This window comes from Bradyrhizobium sp. 155 (assembly GCF_023101105.1).
Lineage (GTDB): Bacteria > Pseudomonadota > Alphaproteobacteria > Rhizobiales > Xanthobacteraceae > Bradyrhizobium > Bradyrhizobium canariense_D.
The window spans coordinates 7,479,650-7,500,518 of the sequence record NZ_CP064704.1 but is presented as its reverse complement, the minus strand read 5'-3'; the positions used below and the strand labels follow the sequence as shown (position 1 = coordinate 7,500,518).

Genomic DNA, 20,869 nt, shown 5'->3' with positions numbered 1-20,869 from the left:
AGAACTGGGCTAACAAGATGCTGTTCACCGCCGACCACGACGAGATCCGCCGTTCCTTGCAAAAATTCATTGCCAACGAGATCAATCCGCATGTCGATGAATGGGAGAAGGCCGACATCTTCCCGGCGCACGAGCTGTTCAGGAAGATGGGCAGGCTCGGCTTTCTCGGGCTGAACAAGCCGGTCGAATTCGGCGGCTCCGGCCTCGACTATTCCTATGCGCTGATGATGGCGGAGGAACTCGGCGCGATCAATTGCGGCGGCGTGCCGATGGCGATCGGGGTGCAGACCGACATGGCGACTCCTGCGCTGGCGCGGTTCGGCTCCGATGAAGTGCGGCGCGAATTCCTGGCGCCCTCGATCTCTGGCGACTATGTGGCCTGCATTGGCGTCTCGGAGCCCGGCGCGGGTTCTGACGTGGCCTCGATCAAGACCAATGCGCGCGGGGACGGCGACGATTACGTCATCGATGGTGGCAAGATGTGGATCACCAACGGCACCCAGGCCGACTGGATCTGTCTGCTCGCCAATACGGGCGACGGGTCCGTTCACCGCAACAAATCGCTGATCTGTGTGCCCATGAAGACCAAGGGCGTCACGGTCGCGCGCAAGCTCGACAAGATGGGCATGCGTTCCTCCGACACCGCGCAGATCTTCTTCGACAATGTCCGCGTGCCCAAGCGCAACCGGATCGGCGAGGAGGGCAAGGGCTTTACCTACCAGATGATCCAGTTCCAGGAGGAGCGGCTCTGGGGTGCGGCCGCCTGCCTGAAGGCGCATGAATACATTATCAACGAGACCATCGAATACACCCGCAATCGCAAGGCCTTTGGGAAGTCGATCCTCGACAACCAGGTCGTTCATTTCAAGCTCGCGGAGATGCAGACCGAGGTCGAGCTGTTGCGCGCGCTGATCTACCGTGCCGGAGAGGCGCTTGTGGCGGGCGAGGATGTCACGAAACTTGCGACCATGGCCAAGCTGAAGGCCGGGCGACTCGGCCGCGAGCTTACCGACGCCTGCTTGCAATATTGGGGTGGAATGGGCTTTACCAACGAGACGCCGGTCAGCCGTGCCTATCGCGACAGCCGTCTGACATCGATCGGCGGCGGCGCCGACGAGGTCATGCTGATGGTCCTGTGCAAGATGATGGGGACGCTGCCCGGCAGCAAAGGAAGTTCCTGATGATCACGCTCTATCACTGCGACGCCGCGCGCTCATTCCGTCCGCTCTGGATGCTGGAGGAGATGGGGCTGCCCTACGAGCTCAAGATGCTGCCGTTCCCGCCGCGGGTCTTCGCCAAGGAGTATCTCGCGCTCAATCCGCTGGGCACGATTCCCTTCATGGTCGACGGCGAGACGAAAATGACCGAGTCCTCCGGCATCTGCCACTATCTCGGCATCAAGCATGGACCGACGCCACTGATGGTCGGACCCGAAGATCCCGCCTATGGCGCGTTCGTGAACTGGATGTATTTCAGCGACGCCACGTTAACCTTCCCGCAGACGCTGGTGCTCCGATACACCCAGCTCGAGCCGGAAGAGCGCCGCAATCCGCAGGTCGCCGGCGACTATGCCAAATGGTTTTTGGGCCGCCTGCGCGCCGTCGAGGCAGCCACCGCAAATACCGAGGCCTTGTGCGCGGGCCGCTTCACTGCCGCCGACATCGTGATCGGTTACGCGCTCCGCCTCGCCGATACTATCGGGCTTGCCAAGGATTTTGGGCCAAATGTCGCAGCCTATTGGGCACGCTTGCAGCAACGGGATGGTTTCAAGCGCGCGGTTGCTGCGGAGCAACAGGCCGGCGTCGAGCAGAACGTGGCGCCAAGGGTGAGGGCCTGATTGTCGTTCTGGCGAAAGCCGGGACGGCCATGTTGCCGGGAGTTCCGGGTCGTCGGGACTGCCGCTGTTTTGCGCTTCATGATAGCGCTATCCCGCCGTGACAGCGCCCAGATTTCCGCTAAGGTGACCTCCGTCCGCAGCGGCCAAAGAGCCGCGCGAGGAGGATCCCAATGGAAGATAACGGTCGCGAATCCGACCATTTGATGCTGATCACGCCGGAGCGGGTATTCTATGCCGGCCTGCTCGGCCGCCCCCGCAAGCGGACGCCCGGCTGCTGCCATGTCTATGTCGCGGTGAAGGGCAGTCTGCATCTGACGATCGATGATGCGCTCGCCACCGGCGAGCTGTTCGTTACCCTACCGAACCAGCGGCATTCCATTGCGAGCGACTACCGCACCGCGATCAGCGTGACGCTGGAGCCGGAGAGCATGCCCGATGGCGTGATCGAGGTCCTGGCCGAGCGGCTCACCGGACCCGACAGGGCCGTCTATGCCCGCAAGATCCTCGCCGCCTACACGCTGCTGCGCCAGCGTCGCTACGGCGACATCACCACCGCCGAATTCGACCAGATGTGTTTTGGCGAGGCGCTGCCGCGCCGCGTGCTCGACCCCCGCGTGACGCGTGCGGTCGCCCGTATCGGCCGCTTCACGGGCGAACCCGTGACGGCGGACACATGCGCGGCGGAGGCCGGACTTTCCGCTTCGCGCTTCCTGCATCTGTTCAAGGAAGAGACCGGCATCTCGTTCCGCTCCTTCCGCGCCTGGAAGCGGGCGCGTCACCTGCTGCACTTCGCCAACCAGGACCTCAACCTCGCCCATCTCGCGCAGGACATCGGCTATCCCGACTCCACCCATTTCAGCCACTCGATCCGCCGCTTCTACGGCCTGAAGCCGCGCGCGATCTTCGTCGGCTCGCGCGATCTCGCGATCTATCGCAGCAGCGAGACCGTGAGGCTGGCGGAGGCGAGCTAGCGTCGTCTCGTAGGGTGGGCAAAGCGAAAGCGTGCCCACCATCTTCGCGAGGTATTGAGAGATGGTGGGAAGGGCGCAAGAGCGCCTTTGCCCACCCTACGGTTTATCGCCTTTTTCCAGCTTCTCCGCGCAAGAAGCCGCCTGCCGCCCATCACATGATCGCAAACGTTGAATTATCAACGTGCGAGACATTCAAGGCATGAGCGACAAGGCCGTCATCACCTGCGCGCTGAACGGCGTGCTCACCGACCCGAAGCAGCACAACGTGCCTGTCACGCCCGAGCAGATGGCGCGCGAGGCCAAGGCTGCGTTCGATGCCGGCGCGTCCATCATGCACATCCATCTGCGTCAGCAGGCGCCGGACAAGGGGCATCTGCCGTCCTGGGAGGTCAGCGTCAGCAAGGAGATCCAGCAGGCGATTCGCGAAGCCTGCCCTGGCGTGATCATCAATCACACCTCCGGCGTCTCCGGGCCGAACTACAACGGTGCGCTGGATTGTATCCGCGAGACCAGGCCGGAGATCGCGGCCTGCAATGCCGGCTCGCTAAATTACCTGAAGGTGAAGGCCGACAACAGCTGGGCCTGGCCGCCGATGATGTTCGACAATGCGGTCGAGAAGGTGAAGGACTATCTCGACGTCATGAACGCGGTCGGTACCATCCCCGAATTCGAATGTTTTGACGTCGGCATCGTCCGCTGCGTCGGCATGTACCGCCAGGTCGGCATGTACAAGGGCCCGCTCGAGTATAACTTTGTGATGGGCGTCGCCTCCGGCATGCCGTCGGATCCCGATCTGCTGCCGATCCTGATCAAGCTGAAGCGTCCCGAGGCGCAATTTCAGGTCACCGCGATAGGCCGCGAAGAAATCTGGCCGCTGCACCAGCGCTGTGCGGAGCTCGGCGGTCATCTGCGCACCGGTCTCGAAGATGCCTTCTATCTCGCCGACGGCAAGAAGGTAACGTCGAACGGCCAGCTGATCGACGCCATCGCCGCCTGCGCCCGCCGTGCCGGCCGCGAGATCGCGAGCCCGGCGGAAGCGCGAAAGATTTTTGGGACGAATAGGTAAATTATCGCCTCAACCGTCATTGCGAGCGAAGCGAAGCAATCCAGAATCTTTCCATGGATGCGCCTGGATTGCTTCGTCGCTTTGCTCCTCGCAATGACGAGCAGGATTGAGTTATGTCCATTCTCGAAAACACGATTTCTCCCGGCAGTGCCGCCTATCGCGCCAACCGCGACGGCATGCTTGGCCTGATCGACCGCATGCGCGCGCTGGAAGAGCGCACGCGTGCGGCATCAGCCGCGGCGAAAGACCGCTTCCACAAGCGCGGCCAGCTGTTGCCGCGCGAGCGCGTCGCGCTGGTGCTCGATCCCGGCGCGCCCTTCATCGAGCTGTCCACGCTCGCCGGCTACATGTTCGACGTATCTGATCCGGACAAGAGCGTCCCCGGCGGCGGCGTCATCGCCGGCATCGGTTTCGTCTCGGGCATCCGTTGCATGGTCAGCGCCAACGATTCCGGCATCGATGCCGGCGCGCTTCAGCCCTACGGCCTCGACAAGACGATACGCGTGCAGGAGCTCGCGCTGGAGAACAAGCTGCCTTACGTCCAGCTGGTCGAAAGCGCCGGCGCCAATCTCCTGCGCTACCGCGTCGAAGACTTTGTCCGCGGCGGCAACATCTTCCGCAATCTCGCGCGACTCTCCGCAGCGGGCCTGCCCGTCGTGACCGTAACCCATGGCTCCTCGACCGCCGGCGGCGCCTATCAGACCGGCCTGTCCGACTACATCGTCATGGTCCGTGGCCGCACCCGCGCCTTCCTCGCCGGGCCGCCGCTGCTGAAGGCCGCCACCGGCGAGATCGCGACCGAAGAGGAGCTTGGCGGCGCCGAGATGCACACGCAGGTGTCGGGACTTGGCGACTACCTCGCCGAGGATGACCGCGACGCCCTGCGCATCGCGCGCGAGATCATGGCGGCGCTGGAATGGGAACGGCCGGGCAGGGCGAGCGCGGAATATAAGCCGCCGCGCTACGATCAAGACGAACTGCTCGGCATTATGCCGATGGACCACAAGCGCTCCGTGGACATGAAGCAGGTGATCGCACGTATCGTCGATGATTCCGACTTCACCGAGATGGCGCCGAACTACGGCCCGGCCACCGTCTGCGGCCATGCCCGCATCGAGGGCCAGACCATCGGCATCATCACCAACAACGGTCCGCTCGATCCGGCCGGTGCCAACAAGGCGACGCATTTCATCCAGGCGTGCTGCCAAACCCGAACGCCGCTGCTCTATCTGAACAACACCACCGGCTACATGGTCGGCAAAGCTTACGAAGAAGCCGGCATGATCAAGCATGGCTCCAAGATGATCCAGGCGGTGACGTCGGCGACAGTGCCGCAGATCACCATCTATTGCGGCGCCTCGTTCGGCGCCGGCAATTACGGCATGTGCGGGCGCGGCTTCCATCCGCGCTTCTGCTTCTCCTGGCCCAACGCCAAGACTGCCGTGATGGGCGGTGAGCAGGCCGCCGAGACCATGGCGATCGTCACCGAAGCCGCAGCCGCGCGTCGCGGCAAGCCGGTCGAAAAAGAAAAGGTCGATGGCATGAAGGCGCAGATCGTCGGCGTGTTCGACGGCCAGATGGACGTGTTCTCGACCAGCGCGCGCGTGCTCGACGACGGCGTGATCGATCCGCGCGACACCCGCGCGGTGCTGTCCGAAGTGCTCGCGATCTGTCGTGAAGGTGACGCGCGGAGCCCACAGCGCATGCAATTCTCGGTGGCCCGCCCATGAGGAACGGATCAGTGCAGCACCGGCCGTTCTTCAAGGTCCTGATCGCCAATCGCGGCGAGATCGCACTGCGGGTGATGCGCAGCGCGCGGAAGCTCGGCCTCGGCGTCGTCGCGGTCTATTCGGATGCGGATAGGGATGCGCTTCATGTGCAACAGGCCGACCAGGCCGTGCGAGTCGGCGAAGCGCTGCCGGCGCAGTCCTATCTCAACATCGCCGCGATCATAGCGGCCGCAAAGGCAAGCGGCGCGGATGCCGTTCATCCCGGCTATGGCTTCCTCGCCGAGAACGAGGAGTTTGCGCAAGCCTGCAAGGATGCCGGCCTCGTCTTCATCGGCCCGTCGCCGCAGGCGATCGAGACAATGGGCAACAAGGCCGGTGCCAAGGAGATCATGAAAAAGGCCGGCGTGCCCGTCGTGCCCGGCTATCAGGGCGCCGATCAGGGCGATGAAGTCATGCTCGCGGAGGCGAGAGAGATCGGCTTTCCCGTGATGATCAAGGCGGTCGCCGGCGGCGGTGGACGCGGGATGCGGCTCGTTGCGGATGCCAATTCGTTCCCCGAGGCACTGCGTAGCGCGCGGTCCGAGGCGAAGGCGGCGTTTGGCGATCCCACGGTGATCCTCGAACGCGCCATCCAGAATCCCCGTCACATCGAAATTCAGGTGTTCGGCGACAGCCATGGCAACGCCATCCATCTTGGCGAGCGCGACTGCTCGGTGCAGCGGCGGCACCAGAAACTAATCGAGGAGGCGCCGTCGACCGCAGTCACGCCCGACCTGCGTGCGAAGATGGGCGAGGTCGCGGTCGCCGCGGTGAAGGCGTTGCGTTACGAGGGCGCCGGCACGCTCGAATTTCTGCTCGATGCGAGCGGCGGATTCTACTTCATGGAGATGAATACGCGTCTCCAGGTCGAGCATCCCGTCACCGAGGCCATCACCGGGCTCGATCTCGTCGAATTGCAGCTGCGCGTCGCGCGCGGCGAGTCGCTGCCGCTCAAGCAGCAGGACATTCGCTTCACAGGCCACGCCATCGAGGTGCGGCTGTGCTCGGAGGACGCCGCGCAGGATTTCATGCCGCAGTCCGGGCGCATGGCGCGCTGGCAGGTGCCGGATGGCATCCGCGTCGAACATGCGCTGCAATCGGGCTCCGAGATTCCGCCGTTCTACGATTCCATGATCGCGAAGGTGATCGGCCATGGCGCGACCCGCGAGGAGGCGAGGGGGCGGCTGATCGTCGGCCTGGAGCAACTGACCGGATTTGGTGTGACTACCAATCAGACTTTCCTGATGTCATGCCTGCGTCATCCCGGCTTCGCCAAAGGCGAGGCGACCACGGCGTTCATTGGTGCCCATCGCGACGAGCTGCTGGCGCCGCGCGCGGACGCCGCATTCGACATGGCCTTGGCCGGCCTGCTGCTCTACGTCACGAACCCCCAGGCACCGTCGTGGCGCCGCGGACGGAGCCTCGCGGCAACGTTCCCGCTGCCGGCGAAAATCGAGATCGCAGGCCAGGCGCTTGAGCTAGAAGTCTGGCGCGAGCGCGATGGCAGCTACATTGTTGCCAGGGACGGCCGGCAAGACAAGTTCGAGATCGACCAACTCGATCTCGACGTGATTCGCTTCCGCCATGACGGCGTGATGGACAGTGCCAAATTCCTGCGCGACGGCGACCGGCTCCACCTCCAGCGCCGCGGCATCCCGCTCGCGGCGACCGATCTCACCCTCGCCGCGCCGAAGGCGGCCGCAAGCAACGGAGACGGCAAGGTTCGCGCTGCCATGAACGGCCGCGTCGTTGCCGTCCTGGTCAAGCCGGGCGACCGCGTCACTGCCGGCCAGCCGGTGATGACGCTGGAAGCGATGAAGATGGAGCATGTCCACAAGGCCGGCATCGACGGCGTCGTCGCCGCGATCGACGTCGCCGAGGGCGAGCAGGTGACAACGGGCCGGATCGTGGCGGAGATCGGGGCTGAGTAGGGCGGCAAGCTCAACTCGTCGCCCCGGCGAAGGCCGGGACGACAGCGGAGCTACTGGCTCCGCCCCGTTCCGCCATTGAGCAAGCACGCCACCTGGTGCCCGTCCCCCGCGTCCACCAACGCCGGTCGTTCCGTCCTGCATCGCTCCATCGCATACCGGCAGCGGGTGTGAAACGCACAGCCCGGCGGCGGATTGACCGGGCTTGGCACGTCGCCGTCGACCAGCGGCACGAGCTTTTTGGCGAGCGGGTTGGCGACCGGTACCGAGGCGAGCAGGGCCTGCGTGTAGGGATGGCGCGGATTGCGGAACAGCTCGTCCTTGTCCGCGATCTCGACGATGCGGCCGAGATACATCACGGCGACGCGGTGACTGATATGGGCGACCACGGCGAGGTCATGCGCGATGAAGAGGTAGGAGAAGCCGTGCTGCCGTTGCAGATCGATCAGGAGATTGATCACCTGCGCCTGGATCGAGACATCGAGCGCGGAGACCGGCTCGTCGCAGACGATCAGGCGGGGCCCGAGCGCCAGCGCGCGGGCGATGCAGATGCGCTGGCGCTGGCCGCCGGAGAATTGATGCGGGAAGTTGCGCATCTGGTCGGGCCGCAAGCCAACCTGCTCGAACAGCTGTGCGGTACGTGCCTCCAGCGCTTTGCCGGTCGCGAGCCCGTGCACGAACAGCGGCTCGCCCACGATGTCTCCGGCAGTCATGCGCGGGTTGAGCGAGGCGAAAGGATCCTGGAATACGATCTGCATCGAACGACGGTGTGGCCGCAGCGCGGACTTGGAGAGATGCGTGATGTCCTCGCCTTCGAGGCGAATCTGGCCCGAGGTCGGCTCGACCAGCCGCAGCACGCTGCGCGCCACCGTCGACTTGCCGCAGCCGGATTCGCCGACAAGGCCCAGCGTCTCCCCGACCCCAACCGAAAACGAGACGCCGTCGACCGCATGCACTGTGCCGATTTGTCGGCGCAACACGCCGGCGCGCACCGGATAGTGCTTCTTGAGTTCGGTGACTTCGAGCAGTGCGTCGGTCATGCCACCTCCGCCACTTCGGCTGCGCGCCAGCAGGCCGCGAGATGGCCGCCGCCCCAATCGATGAGCGGCGGATATTCGGCCTCGCAGCGCTTGATCGCGAGCTTGCAGCGTGGCGCGAACGCGCAACCTTTGGGCAGCCCCACCAGCGACGGCACGGTGCCGGGAATTTCGTTCAACCGTGCCGGCGCGGCAACGCCGGGCGCCGGCACCGCCGGGATCGATGCCATCAATCCGCGCGTGTAGGGGTGCTTTGGCGCGGCGAACAGCGCCTCGACGCTCGCTTCCTCGACCTTGCGTCCCGCATACATCACGATGACGCGTTGCGCGGTCTGCGCGACGACGCCGAGATCATGCGTGATCAGCACGAGCCCGGTGCCGAGCTCTTTCTGAAGGTCTAGGATCAGCGCCAGAATCTGCGCCTGGATGGTGACGTCGAGCGCGGTCGTGGGCTCGTCCGCGATCAGCAGCACCGGCCGGCACGCCAGCGCCATCGCGATCATGGCGCGCTGGCGCATGCCGCCGGACAGCTGATGCGGATATTCCCGCGCGCGCCGAGCCGGCTCGGGGATGCGCACCAGGCGCAGCATCTCGATTGCGATGCCCCGGGCCTCTTTGCTCGACATGTTCCGGTGCAGCCGCACGGTCTCGACGATCTGGTCGCCGATCCGCATCACCGGATTGAGCGAGGTCATCGGCTCCTGGAAGATCATCGAGATGCGGTTGCCCCTGACGGCACGCATCTCTGCTTCGTCCAGCGTCAGAAGGTCGGTGCCTTCGAGCGTGACGGAGCCGCCGACGATGCGGCCGGGTGGATCCGGCACCAGCCGCATCAGCGATAGTGCAGTGACGCTCTTGCCGCAGCCGGATTCGCCGACGATCGCCAGCGTCTCGCCGCGCTTCACCGTGAAGGAAACATCATCGACGGCCTTGAACAGACCGGAGTTGGTGAAGAACACCGTCTTCAGGTTCTTCACCTCGATCACGAGATCGGAGTTCTCAGCCATCAGCCGCGCTGCCGGGGATCGAGGATGTCGCGCAAGGCGTCACCGAACAGATTGGCGCCGAACACCGCGAGGCTGATGGCGATGCCCGGGAAGATCACCAGCCATGGCGCCGTGCGGACATATTCGGCGGCGGATTCAGAGAGCATGCGCCCCCACGACGGGTACGGCTCGGGAATGCCGAGGCCGAGGAAGGAGAGCGAGGCTTCCGTGAGGATAGTCGAGCCGAGCTGGGCCGTCGCAAGCACGATCAGCGGCGCCAGCGTATTCGGCAGCACGTGACGGAGCGCAATGCGTACCTCGCTCATGCCGATCGACTTGGCGGCCTCGATGAATGGCAGCTCGCGCAGCGCCAGCGTGTTGGCGCGGATGACGCGCGAGACGGTCGGGATCAGCGGAATGGCGATCGCAATGATGACGTTCGGCAAGGACGGCCCAAGCGCCGCGGTCATGATCAGGGCCAGCACCAGCAGCGGCAGCGCCTGGAGGACATCGGAGACGCGCTGGAACACGAGATCGACCCAGCCGGAGAGATAGCCGGAGGTGAGGCCGACGATCACGCCGATGCTGCCGCCGAGCGCCGTCGAGCCGATGCCGACCGCGAGCGAGATCCGCGCGCCATGAATGATGCGGCTGAAGACATCGCGGCCGAAGGAATCCGTGCCCATCCAGTGTGCCAGGCTTGGACGCGCCAGTGCCCGAGCGGCATCGATCGTCAGCGGATCGTAACGCGCGATGAAGTCGGCGAAGATCGCGGTGAACACGAACAGGGTCATGATGACGAGCCCGGCCGCGCCCAGCACATGCCGCTGCGCCAAAAACAGCACGCGCCGCCAGCCGACGGTCGCGTGCGCCCCGGCGCGCCTCAGTTCAACGTCATAGTCGATCGCAGCCAACAGGTTCTCCTAATCCGTGTACCGGATACGCGGGTCGAACACCGCGTACAGCATGTCCACGATGAAATTCGCGCTCACCACGACGATGGCAATCAGCATCACCAGGTTCTGCACGATCGGATAATCGCGCCAGCGAATCGCCTCGACCAGGAAGCGCGCGACGCCGGGGATGTTGAACACCGTCTCCGTCACGATGAGGCCGCCGATCAGGAACGCCGCTTCGATGCCAATCACGGTGATGACGGGCAGAATCGCATTCTTCAGCGCATGCTGATAGTTCACAGCGGCGTCCGATGCGCCCTTGGCACGCGCGGTGCGGATATAGTCCTGCCGCAGCACCTCCAGCATCGAGGATCGCGTGATGCGCATGGTCAGTGCCGCGCTGCGGAAGCCGACGGCTGCGGCGGGCACGGCATAGGTCGCAAACGCTTCCAGCCAAGTCGCTGGATTCGGGTTGAAGATCGGCATCTGGTTGAACATCGCCACCGAGGCGGTGAGGATGAGCAGGCCAAGCCAGAACGAAGGCAGCGACAATCCGCTGAGGCTCACCACACGCAATGCGTAGTCGAGCCTCGTTCCCTGCTTCACCGCGCTGATCACGCCAAGGGGGATGCCGATCGAGGTCGAGAACAACAGCGCCAGGCCCGCGAGCCGTGCGGTGATCGGGATCCGTGGCAGGATCTCCTGGAGCGCCGGCTTCTCGGAGACGTAGGAGTAGCCAAAATCGCCGCGCAGGAAGCCGCTGATCCAGTGCCAATATTGCACCACCAGCGGCTGGTCGATGCCGAGCTCCTTCTCCAGATTGGCCTTGTCGGCGGGGTCCACATAGCCCGCGGCGGCGAACAGGATGTCGACGATATTCCCGGGGACGATGCGCAGCAGGAAGAAGATGACGATCGAGATCCCGAACAGGGTCAGGAGCATCAGCAACAGGCGCCGCACCAGATAGGCAAACATGCATCGCCTCCCGTCGAACCCGTCAGCCGCCCGCGCTACTTGTCCATCCAGACGTCCTCGTAGCGATAGCCATTGTAGGAGCTGTTCGACATCACCGTCACGCCCTTGACGTAAGGTTGCCAGCAGCTGCCGGTACGTGCGTGGAAGATGATCGGGCGGGCGACGTCCTCCTGCAGCTTCTTGTCGATGTCCCACACCAGCTTCTTGCGCTTGTTAATGTCGGTCTCCTGGGACTGCACGTCGAACAGCTTTTCGATCTCCTTGTTGCAGTAATTGGTGTAGTTGCGCTCGGAGCCGCAGGAATAGTTCTCGTAGAAGGACTGGTCGGGGTCGTCGACGGCATTGCCGGTCAAATTGAGCCCGAGCATGTAATCCTTCCGCGCGATCTTCGGGAACCAGTTTGCGGTCTCGACCACGTCGAGCTCGCCGTCGATATAGATACTCTTGAGCTGATCGATCAGAATCACCGCAGGATCGCGGTAGACCGGAATGTTGCGGGTCGAGACCTTGACGGCGAGATGCTTATCCGGCCCATAGCCGGCCTTCTGCATCAGCTTTTTCGCTTCCTCACGGTTGGCGTTGATGTCGGGGCCGTAGCCCGGAATGGTCTCGAGCATCTCCTTCGGCATCCCCCACAGCCCATTCGGCGGCGGCAGCAGGGTGCCGCCGATGTCACCCTGGCCCTCGAACAAGATCGAGATGAAGGCCTTTCGGTCGAGCGACAGCGCCATGGCGCGACGGATGTCGATATTGTCGAACGGCGGCGCGGACGAATTGACGATGATGTTGGTGGCGACATTGTTGGGCTCGACCACGCAGACCGCGTTCGGCGCCTGCGATTTGACGTCCTTGAGCAGCGGGATGCTCACCTCGGTCGGGAAGGTCATGTCGAACTTGCCGGCGACGAACGCGAGGATCGCGGTGGAGCGGTTCGGGATGATGGTGAACTCGATGCCGTCGAGATAGGGCCGGCCCTTGCGCCAATAGTCGGGATTGCGGGTCAGCTTGATCGATTCATTGGCCTTGAACTCGACGAACTTGAACGGCCCGGTGCCGATCGGGTGCGTGCGCATGTCGCCGGGCGAGACGTGGCAGGGATAGACCGGCGTGTAGCCCGAGGCGAGCAGCGCCAGCAGCGAAGGCTGTGGCCGCTTCAGATTGAAGGAGACCTCGAGATCGCCGTTGGTGGAGACGTCGTTGACCTGTTCGTACCAGCTCTTGCGCGGGTTCTGCCGGAACTTCTGCTGCGACTTGCCCATCAGCATGTCGAAGGTGCATTTGACGTCCGCCGAGGTGAACGGCTTGCCGTCGTGCCACTTCACGCCCTGGCGTAGCTTGAAGGTCAGCGTCTTGTTGTCGTTGACCCAGGCCCAGCTCTCGGCGAGCTCGGGCACGATGGTGTCCATGCTGTTCTGCGCCACGTCCTGCTTGTAGATGACGAGGTTGTTGAACACCGGCATGAAGGGAACGTTGAGCGAGTAGGTCGCGCCTTCGTGGATCGAGGCATTGCCGGGACTGTCGCGGTGGTACATCCGCAAAATGCCGCCCTGCTTGGGCTCGCTGGCGAGTGCAACGCTCGAAAACGCAAGCAAAGATAGCGCCGCCGTCGCGGCGAGCGCCCGTACGCTCCGCATCCTCGTCCTCCCTGGACATCGCCTTTTGCGGCCTGTTTGTCCCGACGATAGCGGCGCGTGCGCGGTGAGGCAACCGTCAAGGTCCGCTACTCTCTCGGCAATTCGGACGACGGAAGGCCGCAGGGGTGTCTCTCACGATGAGAGGGAAGTTTCTCCGGCGACAGCGGCCCTTCACACAATCCTTGACGCCTTGTTCCCCCAATACCGGTCCCGCAGCAGCCGCTTGTACAGCTTCCCCGTCGGCAGCCGCGGCAACTCCTTCTCGAAATCGACCGAGCGCGGCACCTTTTGCCGCGACAGCGACGCCCCGCAGAACGCGATCAGCTCCTCGGCGAGCGCCTCGCCCGGCACGGCCCCGGGGCATCGGCTGCACCACCGCCTTCACCTCTTCGCCGAGATCGGAATTGGGCACGCCGAACACCGCGGCGTCCGCAACCTTCGGATGGGTGATCAACAGATTCTCGCACTCCTGCGGATAAATGTTCACGCCGCCGGAGATGATCATGAAGGTCGCGCGGTCCGTTAGATAAAGGAAACGATCCTCGTCGACATAGCCGACGTCGCCGACCGTGCTCATGCTGCCGTCGGCCGAGCGCGCTTCCCTGGTCTTCTCCGGGTCGTTGAAATATTCGAATGGCGAGGCCGTCTTGAACCAGACCTGACCCGGCGTGCCGGTCGGGCATGGCTTCATGTTTTCGTCGAGAATGTGGAGATCGCCGAGCAGGACCTTGCCGACGGTGCCGCGATGGGCGAGCCATTCCGCGCTGTCGCAGGCGGTGAAGCCAAGGCCTTCGGTCGCGCCGTAGTACTCGTGGATGATCGGTCCCCACCATTTGATCATGTCGTCCTTGACCAGGGCGGGGCAGGGCGCGGCGGCATGGATCGCGATCTCGAGCGACGACAGGTCGTAGCGCGTGCGCACCTCCTCCGGCAGCTTGAGCATGCGCGAGAACATCGTCGGCACCAACTGGGTGTGAGTGATACCCCACCGCTCGACGAGCTGGAGGTAACGCTCGGGATCGAAATTCTCCATGATGATCGCGGTGCCGCCCATGCGGATCGTGAGGTTCACGGCGGCCTGCGGCGCCGAATGATAGAGCGGCGCCGGCGACAGGTAGATCATGCCCTCGCGGTAGTGCCAAAGCTTTGTCAGGAAATCGAACAACGGCAGATTGTGTTTCGGCGGCTCCTCCGGAAGCGGCCGCAGAATCCCTTTTGGCCGTCCCGTCGTGCCCGATGAATACAGCATGGCGGTGCCGAGCCATTCATCCGGGATCGGCGTCTTCGGCAGGTCGGCGGTTACCTCAGTGAGGCCGACGATGCGCTCGCTCTCGCCCGGGCCGTCGGCGACGATGCACAGCTTGATGTCGGGGCAGACCTTGATCGCCTCGCGGGCGATATCGAGCTTCGCAACCGACGTGATCAGGATTTTCGACTGGCTGTTGACCAGGAGATAGGCGAACTCGCCCGGCGTCAGGAACGAGTTGATGCAGGTGTAGTAGAGGCCGGAGCGCTCGCCCGCGCCGCAGGCTTCGAGGTAGCGGGAATTGTTCTCCATGAAGATCGAGTAGTGGTCGAGCCGCTTCAGGCCATACTTGCGGAACAGGTGCGCCAGCCGATTGCTGCGCGCATCGAGCTCGCGATAGGTGACGGCCTCGCCGGTCGTCGCCATGATGAAGGCGGGCTGGAGTGGGCGCAGGCGGGCATGCTGACCTGGGTACATCAGTCCTCCGGCTTTGGATCATGCGGCAAGAAGCAGGATTTCGCGCACTTGAGCGGGGCTGTCGATCTTGCGCGGGTTGCGCGGGATCCAGTTCGTGCGCATCGCAGCGTCCGCGATGGCGTCGAAATGCTCCGGCGAGACGCGCACATCGGCGAGGCTGCGCGGCATGCCGAGCGAGCGGATGAAGGCATCGAGCACATCGGCTGCCGCGTGGCCGGGAAAACCCATTGCGGCCGCGACGATCATCTGGCGCTCGGCATTGTCGCGCGCATTCCAGCGCATCACGGCCGGCAGCATGACGCAGGAGGTGTAGCCATGCGGTACGTCGAAGGCTGCGCCCAGCACGTAACCGATGCCGTGGCTCGCGCCCATCGGCACGCCAGCGGCGAGCGCGCCCATCGACAGCCAGGTGCCGATCTGCGCATCCATTCGCGCGTCGAGGTCAGCAGGGTCAGCCTTCACCCGTGGCAGCGCGTCGGCGAGCATGGCGAGGCCCTTCACCGATTGCGCGTCGGCATAGGGGTGCGTCTCGCGCGAGCAGATCGCCTCGACGCAATGATCGATGGCGCGGATGCCGGTCGAGAGGAATAGCCATTCCGGCGTGTGCACGGTGATGGCGGGATCGAGGATGGTCGCGCGCGGAACGCTGAGCGGATGCCGTAGCATCTGTTTCACATGGGCGGTGCGGTCGGTGACGCCTGCGATCGAGCTGAACTCGCCGCCGGCGATCGTGGTCGGCACGCTGATCTGACGCACGGTCGGCGCCGTCATCTCGGGCGCGACGCCCTTGTGCACGCGGATACGCTCGATGCCGTCGACATCGTCGATGCCGTTGGCGAGGCAGAGCTGCACCGCCTTGGCGCCGTCGGTGATCGAGCCGCCGCCCACGGTGACGATCAGGTCGGCGCCCGCTTCGCGCGCCGCATTGGTGGCGGCGATCACCGCCTCGCGCGGGGTGTGCGCCGGCATGGCATCGAAGACGCCCGCGCAATTTGTGCCCAGGGCTTGTTTGATCTTGGCGATTTCGTCGGTCTGCCGGTTGAGCGTGCCCGAGACCATCAGGAAGGCGCGGCGCGTCCCCAGCCGGTCCATCTGGGCGACCACGGCCTCGGCCGCGGGGTGGCCGAACACGACTTCCTCGATCGCGCCGTAAACGACACGTCCCTGGTGCACGCCTGTCCTCCCCGGACAATTCGTCTTGTTTTATGAGGAGCAATCTAGCCGAGCCGGCTCCGCCCGTCATGTGCGAAGACGCTAACGCACTCTCCGCTTGCTCTCCCGGCTTACGGGGAGAGGCCAACAAGCCCTGTCAACCCGTCATCCGGCCAGGGCATTCCTCCGAGCATTGCCTGCGCTTTGGTCTTGAAGAGTTCATCATTGCCACCCATCTTGTGGCGCCCGCGGGTACAGGCGTACCCTGCTTTTTCCGCGGCTTTGATGCGAGGACCTGGGATGACTGGACCGGACGGAAGCGAGCAATTTGTCAAAACGCACGATTTCGTTTCGCCTCGGCCTTACGCCATCGTCGGCCTTCTCGCCGCGGCGTTCGTGCTCACCGGTTGCGGCCAGCCGGCCTCGCAAGCGAGCGCTCCCCCGCCGGCGCCGGTAACCGTCGCCCAACCGGTCAAGCGCACCGTCACCGATTGGGACGAGTTCACCGGCCGCTTCGAGGCGATGGAGGAGGTGCAGGTCCGCCCGCGCGTCGGCGGGTTCGTCAACTCTGTCGAATTCCAGGATGGCGCCATCGTGCGTCAGGGCGATCTGCTCTACGTCATCGACCCACGTCCGTTCGAGGCGGTGGCCACGCAGGCCGAGGGGCAGCTTTCCGATGCCCGTGCCAAGGTGGAGCTTGCAAAGCGGGAGCTCGATCGCGGTTTGAGCCTGGTGCAGACCAGCGCCGTCTCCGAGCAGGTGGTCGATCAGCGCCGTCAGGCCTTGCAGGCTGCGCACGCTGCCGAAACACAGGCCGAGGGTGCGCTCAAAGTCGCCAAGCTCAATATCGAATTCACGCATGTGACGGCGCCGCTGACCGGCCGCGTCAGCCGCCACCTTGTCAGCCCTGGCAATCTCGTGCAGGGCAGCGATACCGGAACGTCGACGCTGCTCACCTCGATCGTGACGCTCGACCCGATCTATATCTATTTCGACATGGATGAGGCGACCTTCATCAAATACAGCAAGCTGTGGTTCGAAGGCCGCCGCCCGAGTTCGCGCGATACGGCGAACCCGGTGCAGGTGACGCTCGCCGGCGAGACGAAACCATCCCGTGAAGGCAGCATCAATTTCCTCGACAACCGCCTCGATGTCTCCACCGGCACGCTGCGCAGCCGCGCCGTGGTCAAGAACACCGATCTTTCGATCCTGCCCGGTCAGTTCGGGCGTATCAGACTGATCGGCAGCGCGCCCTATGAAGCGCTGCTGATCCCCGACGTTGCGGTCGCAACTGACCAGTCCCGCAAGATCGTGTTCGTGGTCAAGCCGGACGACACCGTCGAGGCGCGTCCCGTGACGCTCGGACCGCTCGACGAGGGCCTGCGCGTGATCCGCGAGGGATTGAAGGCGGACGACCGCGTCATCGTCAACGGCATCCAGCGCGCCCGCGTCGGTGCCAAGGTCGCACCGCAGACGGCACCAGCGCCCGCCGGTGGCAAATCATGAATCTTGGCCGTCTCTCCATCAACCAGCCCATCCTGGCGATGGTGCTGTCGATCGTGCTGCTGATCGTCGGCGCGCTGGCCTATACCACGCTGCCGGTCTCCGAATATCCGCAAGTGGTGCCGCCGACCGTCGTCGTCACCACGCAATATCCCGGCGCCTCCGCGCAGACCGTGTCCGACACGGTTGCCGCACCCATCGAGCAGGAGATCAACGGCGTCGAGGACATGCTGTATCTCTACAGCCAGGCGACCTCGAACGGCCAGCTCACCATCACCGTCACTTTCAAGCTCGGCACCGATCTCGACAAAGCCCAGGTGCTGGTGCAGAACCGCGTTGCGATCGCGCAGCCGCGTTTGCCTGAAGAGGTTCAGCGCAACGGCGTCACCACGCGCAAGAACTCGCCCGACATCCTGATGGTCGTGTTCATGCTGTCGCCCGACGACACGTTCGACCAGCTCTACATCTCCAACTATGCGCTGCTCCAGGTCCGCGATCAGCTGCTGCGGATCGACGGCGTCGGCGACATCCAGATCTTCGGCGCGCGCGATTATTCGATGCGGCTATGGCTCGATCCTGACCGGATCGCCAATCTCGGCCTGACCGCAACCGAGGTGCTCGCCGCGATCCGCGCGCAGAACGTGCAGATCGCGGGCGGCCAGATCGCCGAACCGCCGATCGCCGACCGCGCCTTCCAGCCGAACCTCACCTTCACCGGGCGATTGAAAGACCAGAAGCAGTTCGAGGACATCCTGATCAAGGCCGGCTCCGACGGCCGCACGGTGCGCCTGCGCGACGTCGCCCGTATCGAGCTTGGTGCTCTCGCCTACTCCACCAACAGCTTCCTGCTGCGCAAATCGGCGGTCGCCATGCTGGTGACGCAGCGGCCGGGATCGAACGCGCTCGCGACCGCGAAGAACATTTCGGACACCATGACGAAGCTGAAGGAGACCTTTCCGAAAGGCCTCGACTTCAATATCGGCTACAACCCGACCGAGTTCATCGCGCAGTCCGTCCACGAGCTGATCAAGACCATCTACGAGGCCATGTTGCTCGTGGTCGTCGTCGTGCTGGTGTTCCTGCAGGGATGGCGTCCCGCGATCATTCCGATCATCGCGATTCCGGTTTCGCTGGTCGGCACCTTCGCGGTGATGGCGGCGCTCGGCTTCTCGATCAACAATCTCACGCTGTTCGGGCTCGTTCTCGCCGTCGGTATCGTGGTCGACGACGCCATCGTGGTGGTCGAGAATGTCGAGCGGCATCTCGAGCATGGCATGAGCCGGCGCGATGCCGCGCTGAAGACCATGGAGGAGGTCGGCGGCGCATTGGTGTCGATCGCGCTGGTGCTGTGCGCGGTGTTCGTCCCGACCGCATTTCTGGGCGGAATTTCGGGTCAGTTCTTCCAGCAATTCGCCGTCACCATTGCGGTCGCGACCGCAATCTCCTGCTTCTGCTCGTTGACGCTATCGCCGGCGCTGGCCTCGCTTCTCCTCGTCCCCCACGAGGAGAAACGGCCGCCCGCGCGCTGGAATCTTGTTGCACGCGGCTGGAACGCTTTCACTGGCGTGTTTAACCGCGTGTTCGACCGTCTCGCGCATGGCTACGCCGGCCTCGCCAATTTCGTGATCCGGCATTCGGCGGTGATGATCCTGATCTACGTCGTGCTGATCGGCAGCGCCGGCTGGCTGATCGCCACCACGTCGCAAGGCTTTATTCCGGCGCAGGACCGCGGCTACGTCATCATCTCCGTGCAATTGCCGGGCGCCGCTTCGCTGGCGCGCACCACCGAGGTCGTGCGCGAGATCGAGCGGATCGCGCTGGATACGCCGGGTATCATCCGCGTGGCCGCTTTCGCCGGCTTCTCCGGCGCGACGCGGACGCAGGCCGGCAACGCGGCGGCGCTCTTCCCAGTGTTCGACGAGCCCGAGGCGCGGATCAAGAAAGGATTGTCTGCGAACGCCATCACGGTCGAGCTGCGCAAACGCTTGGCCGCGATTCAGGGTGCCTTCATCATCGTGATTCCGCCGCCGGCCGTGCCCGGCATCGGCACCGGTGGCGGCTTCACCATCCGCATCCAGGACCGCCAGGGCCGTGGGCCGGAGATGCTCGCCGCGGCTACTGACGAGCTTGTCGCCGCGGCGCGCAAATCGCCCTCGCTGCTCGCTCCCTCCGTGTTCTCGCCGTTCTCGGCCAATACGCCGCAGCTCTTCGTCGACATCGACCGCACCAAGGCGCAGAAGCTCGGCGTTCCCATCGCCGGCATCAACGACACGATCCAGACCTATTTCGGATCGACTTATGTCAACGACTTCAACCTGTTCGGCCGCACCTACCACGTCACCGCGCAGGCCGACTTCCCGTTCCGGAAAGAGCCGAGCGATCTCTCGCGGTTGCGCACGCGCAACGCCTCCGGCGACATGGTGATGCTCGGCAGCGTGGTCGAGTTCAAGGACGTTTCCGGCCCTGACCGCGTCGCGCGCTACAATCTCTACGCGGCCTCCGAGCTGCAGGGCGAGCCGGCGCCGGGCACCAGCTCGACCACCGCGCTCAACGCGATCAAGAAGCTCGCCGACGACACCCTCCCGAGTGGCTTCAGCTTCGAGTGGACCGATCTGTCCTACCAGCAGATCACGGGCGGCAATGCGGGTCTCTACGTATTCCCGATCTGCGTGCTGTTCGTCTATCTGGTGCTTGCCGCGCAATACGGCAGCTGGACCCTGCCGTTCGCGGTGATCCTGATCGTGCCGATGTGCCTGTTGGCGGCCACCATCGGCGTGCGCATCATGGGGCAGGACGTCAACATCCTCACCCAGATCGGTTTCGTCGTGCTGGTGGGGCTGGCGGCAAAGAACGCGATCCTGATCGTCGAGTTCGCGCGCGACATCGAGAAAGAAGGCAAGCCGCGGCTGGAGGCCGTGATCGACGCCTGCCGCCTGCGCCTGCGGCCGATCCTGATGACGTCCTTCGCCTTCATCCTCGGCGTCTTGCCGCTGGTGATCTCGTCCGGCTCGGGCTCGGAGATGCGGCAAGCCGTCGGCGTCGCCGTGTTCTTCGGCATGATCGGTGTCACCCTGTTTGGGCTTCTGTTCACGCCGATCTTCTATGTGGTGGTGCGGAACCTGGCCGAGGGGAAGAACGAGGGGAAGCCGAAGGCGGTGGGCTGATAAGTATCAAATGGCGCGCCACCGACCCTTCAATATTCACGCTGTCGTCCCGGCGAAGGCCGGGACCCATAACCCTCGAACGTGGTTTAGTGAAGATTCGTCGTTCGGTACTCCTACCGACCGCAACCGAGGGATTCCGCGGTATGGGTCCCGGCCCCCGTGCGCAATTGCGTACTAGGCCGGGACGACGCCGTTTGCTTGGCACGCCCTTCATACTAACGACCAACA

The 20,869-nt window shown here is 64.3% G+C and carries 14 protein-coding genes and 1 pseudogene; 8 read left to right on the top strand and 7 right to left on the bottom strand.

The window, feature by feature from the left end; translation table 11 throughout:
* The first annotated feature begins 17 nt into the window (after positions 1-17).
* The 6 genes from IVA93_RS35615 (at position 18) to IVA93_RS35590 (ending at position 7,574) form a co-directional block, all read left to right on the top strand.
* Positions 18-1,181, top strand: coding sequence for an acyl-CoA dehydrogenase family protein (locus IVA93_RS35615; RefSeq protein ID WP_247295935.1), 1,164 nt, complete (start codon positions 18-20; stop codon positions 1,179-1,181).
* Positions 1,181-1,837 (top strand): glutathione S-transferase family protein, encoded by a 657-nt coding sequence (locus tag IVA93_RS35610; RefSeq protein WP_018455959.1) that lies wholly within the window; start codon positions 1,181-1,183, stop codon positions 1,835-1,837. Before IVA93_RS35615 ends, IVA93_RS35610 begins: the two co-directional genes overlap by 1 nt.
* A gap of 170 nt (positions 1,838-2,007) precedes the next feature.
* Positions 2,008-2,808 carry a helix-turn-helix domain-containing protein gene (locus tag IVA93_RS35605; RefSeq protein WP_018455960.1) on the top strand — a complete coding sequence of 267 codons (801 nt, stop codon included), beginning with the start codon at positions 2,008-2,010 and terminating at the stop codon, positions 2,806-2,808.
* 199 nt (positions 2,809-3,007) lie between these two features.
* On the top strand, positions 3,008-3,874 hold the full coding sequence (locus tag IVA93_RS35600; protein ID WP_018455961.1) for a beta-keto acid cleavage family enzyme: 867 nt from the start codon (positions 3,008-3,010) through the stop codon (positions 3,872-3,874).
* A gap of 113 nt (positions 3,875-3,987) precedes the next feature.
* Positions 3,988-5,604 carry an acyl-CoA carboxylase subunit beta gene (locus tag IVA93_RS35595; RefSeq protein WP_247454541.1) on the top strand — a complete coding sequence of 539 codons (1,617 nt, stop codon included), beginning with the start codon at positions 3,988-3,990 and terminating at the stop codon, positions 5,602-5,604.
* Positions 5,601-7,574, top strand: a complete 1,974-nt coding sequence (locus IVA93_RS35590) for an acetyl-CoA carboxylase biotin carboxylase subunit (protein ID WP_018455963.1) — start codon at positions 5,601-5,603, stop codon at positions 7,572-7,574. Before IVA93_RS35595 ends, IVA93_RS35590 begins: the two co-directional genes overlap by 4 nt.
* A gap of 50 nt (positions 7,575-7,624) precedes the next feature.
* Here IVA93_RS35590 and IVA93_RS35585 read toward each other — a convergent pair whose 3' ends face one another.
* The 7 genes and pseudogenes from IVA93_RS35585 to IVA93_RS35555 all read right to left on the bottom strand — a co-directional run bounded on the left by IVA93_RS35585 (position 7,625) and on the right by IVA93_RS35555 (position 15,995).
* Entirely contained in the window at positions 7,625-8,611 is a 987-nt protein-coding gene (locus tag IVA93_RS35585) for an ABC transporter ATP-binding protein (protein WP_018455964.1), read from the bottom strand.
* Positions 8,608-9,615: an ABC transporter ATP-binding protein gene (locus IVA93_RS35580; RefSeq protein ID WP_018455965.1), complete on the bottom strand. Its 1,008-nt coding sequence runs from the start codon at positions 9,613-9,615 to the stop codon at positions 8,608-8,610. The genes IVA93_RS35585 and IVA93_RS35580 overlap by 4 nt, the downstream gene beginning before the upstream one ends.
* Positions 9,615-10,508 (bottom strand): ABC transporter permease, encoded by an 894-nt coding sequence (locus tag IVA93_RS35575; RefSeq protein ID WP_018455966.1) that lies wholly within the window; start codon positions 10,506-10,508, stop codon positions 9,615-9,617. The genes IVA93_RS35580 and IVA93_RS35575 overlap by 1 nt, the downstream gene beginning before the upstream one ends.
* Before the next feature lie 9 nt (positions 10,509-10,517).
* Complete coding sequence (locus tag IVA93_RS35570; protein WP_018455967.1) at positions 10,518-11,465, bottom strand: ABC transporter permease; 948 nt, start codon at positions 11,463-11,465, stop codon at positions 10,518-10,520.
* A 35-nt stretch (positions 11,466-11,500) separates the two neighbouring features.
* Positions 11,501-13,099 carry an ABC transporter substrate-binding protein gene (locus IVA93_RS35565; protein ID WP_085361917.1) on the bottom strand — a complete coding sequence of 533 codons (1,599 nt, stop codon included), beginning with the start codon at positions 13,097-13,099 and terminating at the stop codon, positions 11,501-11,503.
* A 171-nt stretch (positions 13,100-13,270) separates the two neighbouring features.
* A pseudogene (locus IVA93_RS35560) lies at positions 13,271-14,822 on the bottom strand (AMP-binding protein).
* Between the two features lie 18 nt (positions 14,823-14,840).
* Complete coding sequence (locus IVA93_RS35555) at positions 14,841-15,995, bottom strand: iron-containing alcohol dehydrogenase (RefSeq protein ID WP_018455970.1); 1,155 nt, start codon at positions 15,993-15,995, stop codon at positions 14,841-14,843.
* A 279-nt stretch (positions 15,996-16,274) separates the two neighbouring features.
* Between IVA93_RS35555 and IVA93_RS35550 the strand changes: the two genes are divergently transcribed.
* Positions 16,275-17,480: an efflux RND transporter periplasmic adaptor subunit gene (locus tag IVA93_RS35550; RefSeq protein ID WP_018455971.1), complete on the top strand. Its 1,206-nt coding sequence runs from the start codon at positions 16,275-16,277 to the stop codon at positions 17,478-17,480.
* Positions 17,477-20,641, top strand: coding sequence for an efflux RND transporter permease subunit (locus IVA93_RS35545; protein ID WP_018455972.1), 3,165 nt, complete (start codon positions 17,477-17,479; stop codon positions 20,639-20,641). Before IVA93_RS35550 ends, IVA93_RS35545 begins: the two co-directional genes overlap by 4 nt.
* Positions 20,642-20,869: the final 228 nt, after the last annotated feature.

What these genes read in the sequence shown, in the direction of transcription:
- IVA93_RS35615 (WP_247295935.1), top strand. Translation starts at nt 18, where the DNA reads ATGCTGTTCACCGCCGACCACGACGAGATCCGCCGTTCCTTGCAAAAA.
- IVA93_RS35610 (WP_018455959.1), top strand. Translation starts at nt 1,181, where the DNA reads ATGATCACGCTCTATCACTGCGACGCCGCGCGCTCATTCCGTCCGCTC.
- IVA93_RS35605 (WP_018455960.1), top strand. Translation starts at nt 2,008, where the DNA reads ATGGAAGATAACGGTCGCGAATCCGACCATTTGATGCTGATCACGCCG.
- IVA93_RS35600 (WP_018455961.1), top strand. Translation starts at nt 3,008, where the DNA reads ATGAGCGACAAGGCCGTCATCACCTGCGCGCTGAACGGCGTGCTCACC.
- IVA93_RS35595 (WP_247454541.1), top strand. Translation starts at nt 3,988, where the DNA reads ATGTCCATTCTCGAAAACACGATTTCTCCCGGCAGTGCCGCCTATCGC.
- IVA93_RS35590 (WP_018455963.1), top strand. Translation starts at nt 5,601, where the DNA reads ATGAGGAACGGATCAGTGCAGCACCGGCCGTTCTTCAAGGTCCTGATC.
- IVA93_RS35585 (WP_018455964.1), bottom strand. Translation starts at nt 8,611, where the DNA reads ATGACCGACGCACTGCTCGAAGTCACCGAACTCAAGAAGCACTATCCG.
- IVA93_RS35580 (WP_018455965.1), bottom strand. Translation starts at nt 9,615, where the DNA reads ATGGCTGAGAACTCCGATCTCGTGATCGAGGTGAAGAACCTGAAGACG.
- IVA93_RS35570 (WP_018455967.1), bottom strand. Translation starts at nt 11,465, where the DNA reads ATGTTTGCCTATCTGGTGCGGCGCCTGTTGCTGATGCTCCTGACCCTG.
- IVA93_RS35565 (WP_085361917.1), bottom strand. Translation starts at nt 13,099, where the DNA reads ATGCGGAGCGTACGGGCGCTCGCCGCGACGGCGGCGCTATCTTTGCTT.
- IVA93_RS35550 (WP_018455971.1), top strand. Translation starts at nt 16,275, where the DNA reads ATGACTGGACCGGACGGAAGCGAGCAATTTGTCAAAACGCACGATTTC.
- IVA93_RS35545 (WP_018455972.1), top strand. Translation starts at nt 17,477, where the DNA reads ATGAATCTTGGCCGTCTCTCCATCAACCAGCCCATCCTGGCGATGGTG.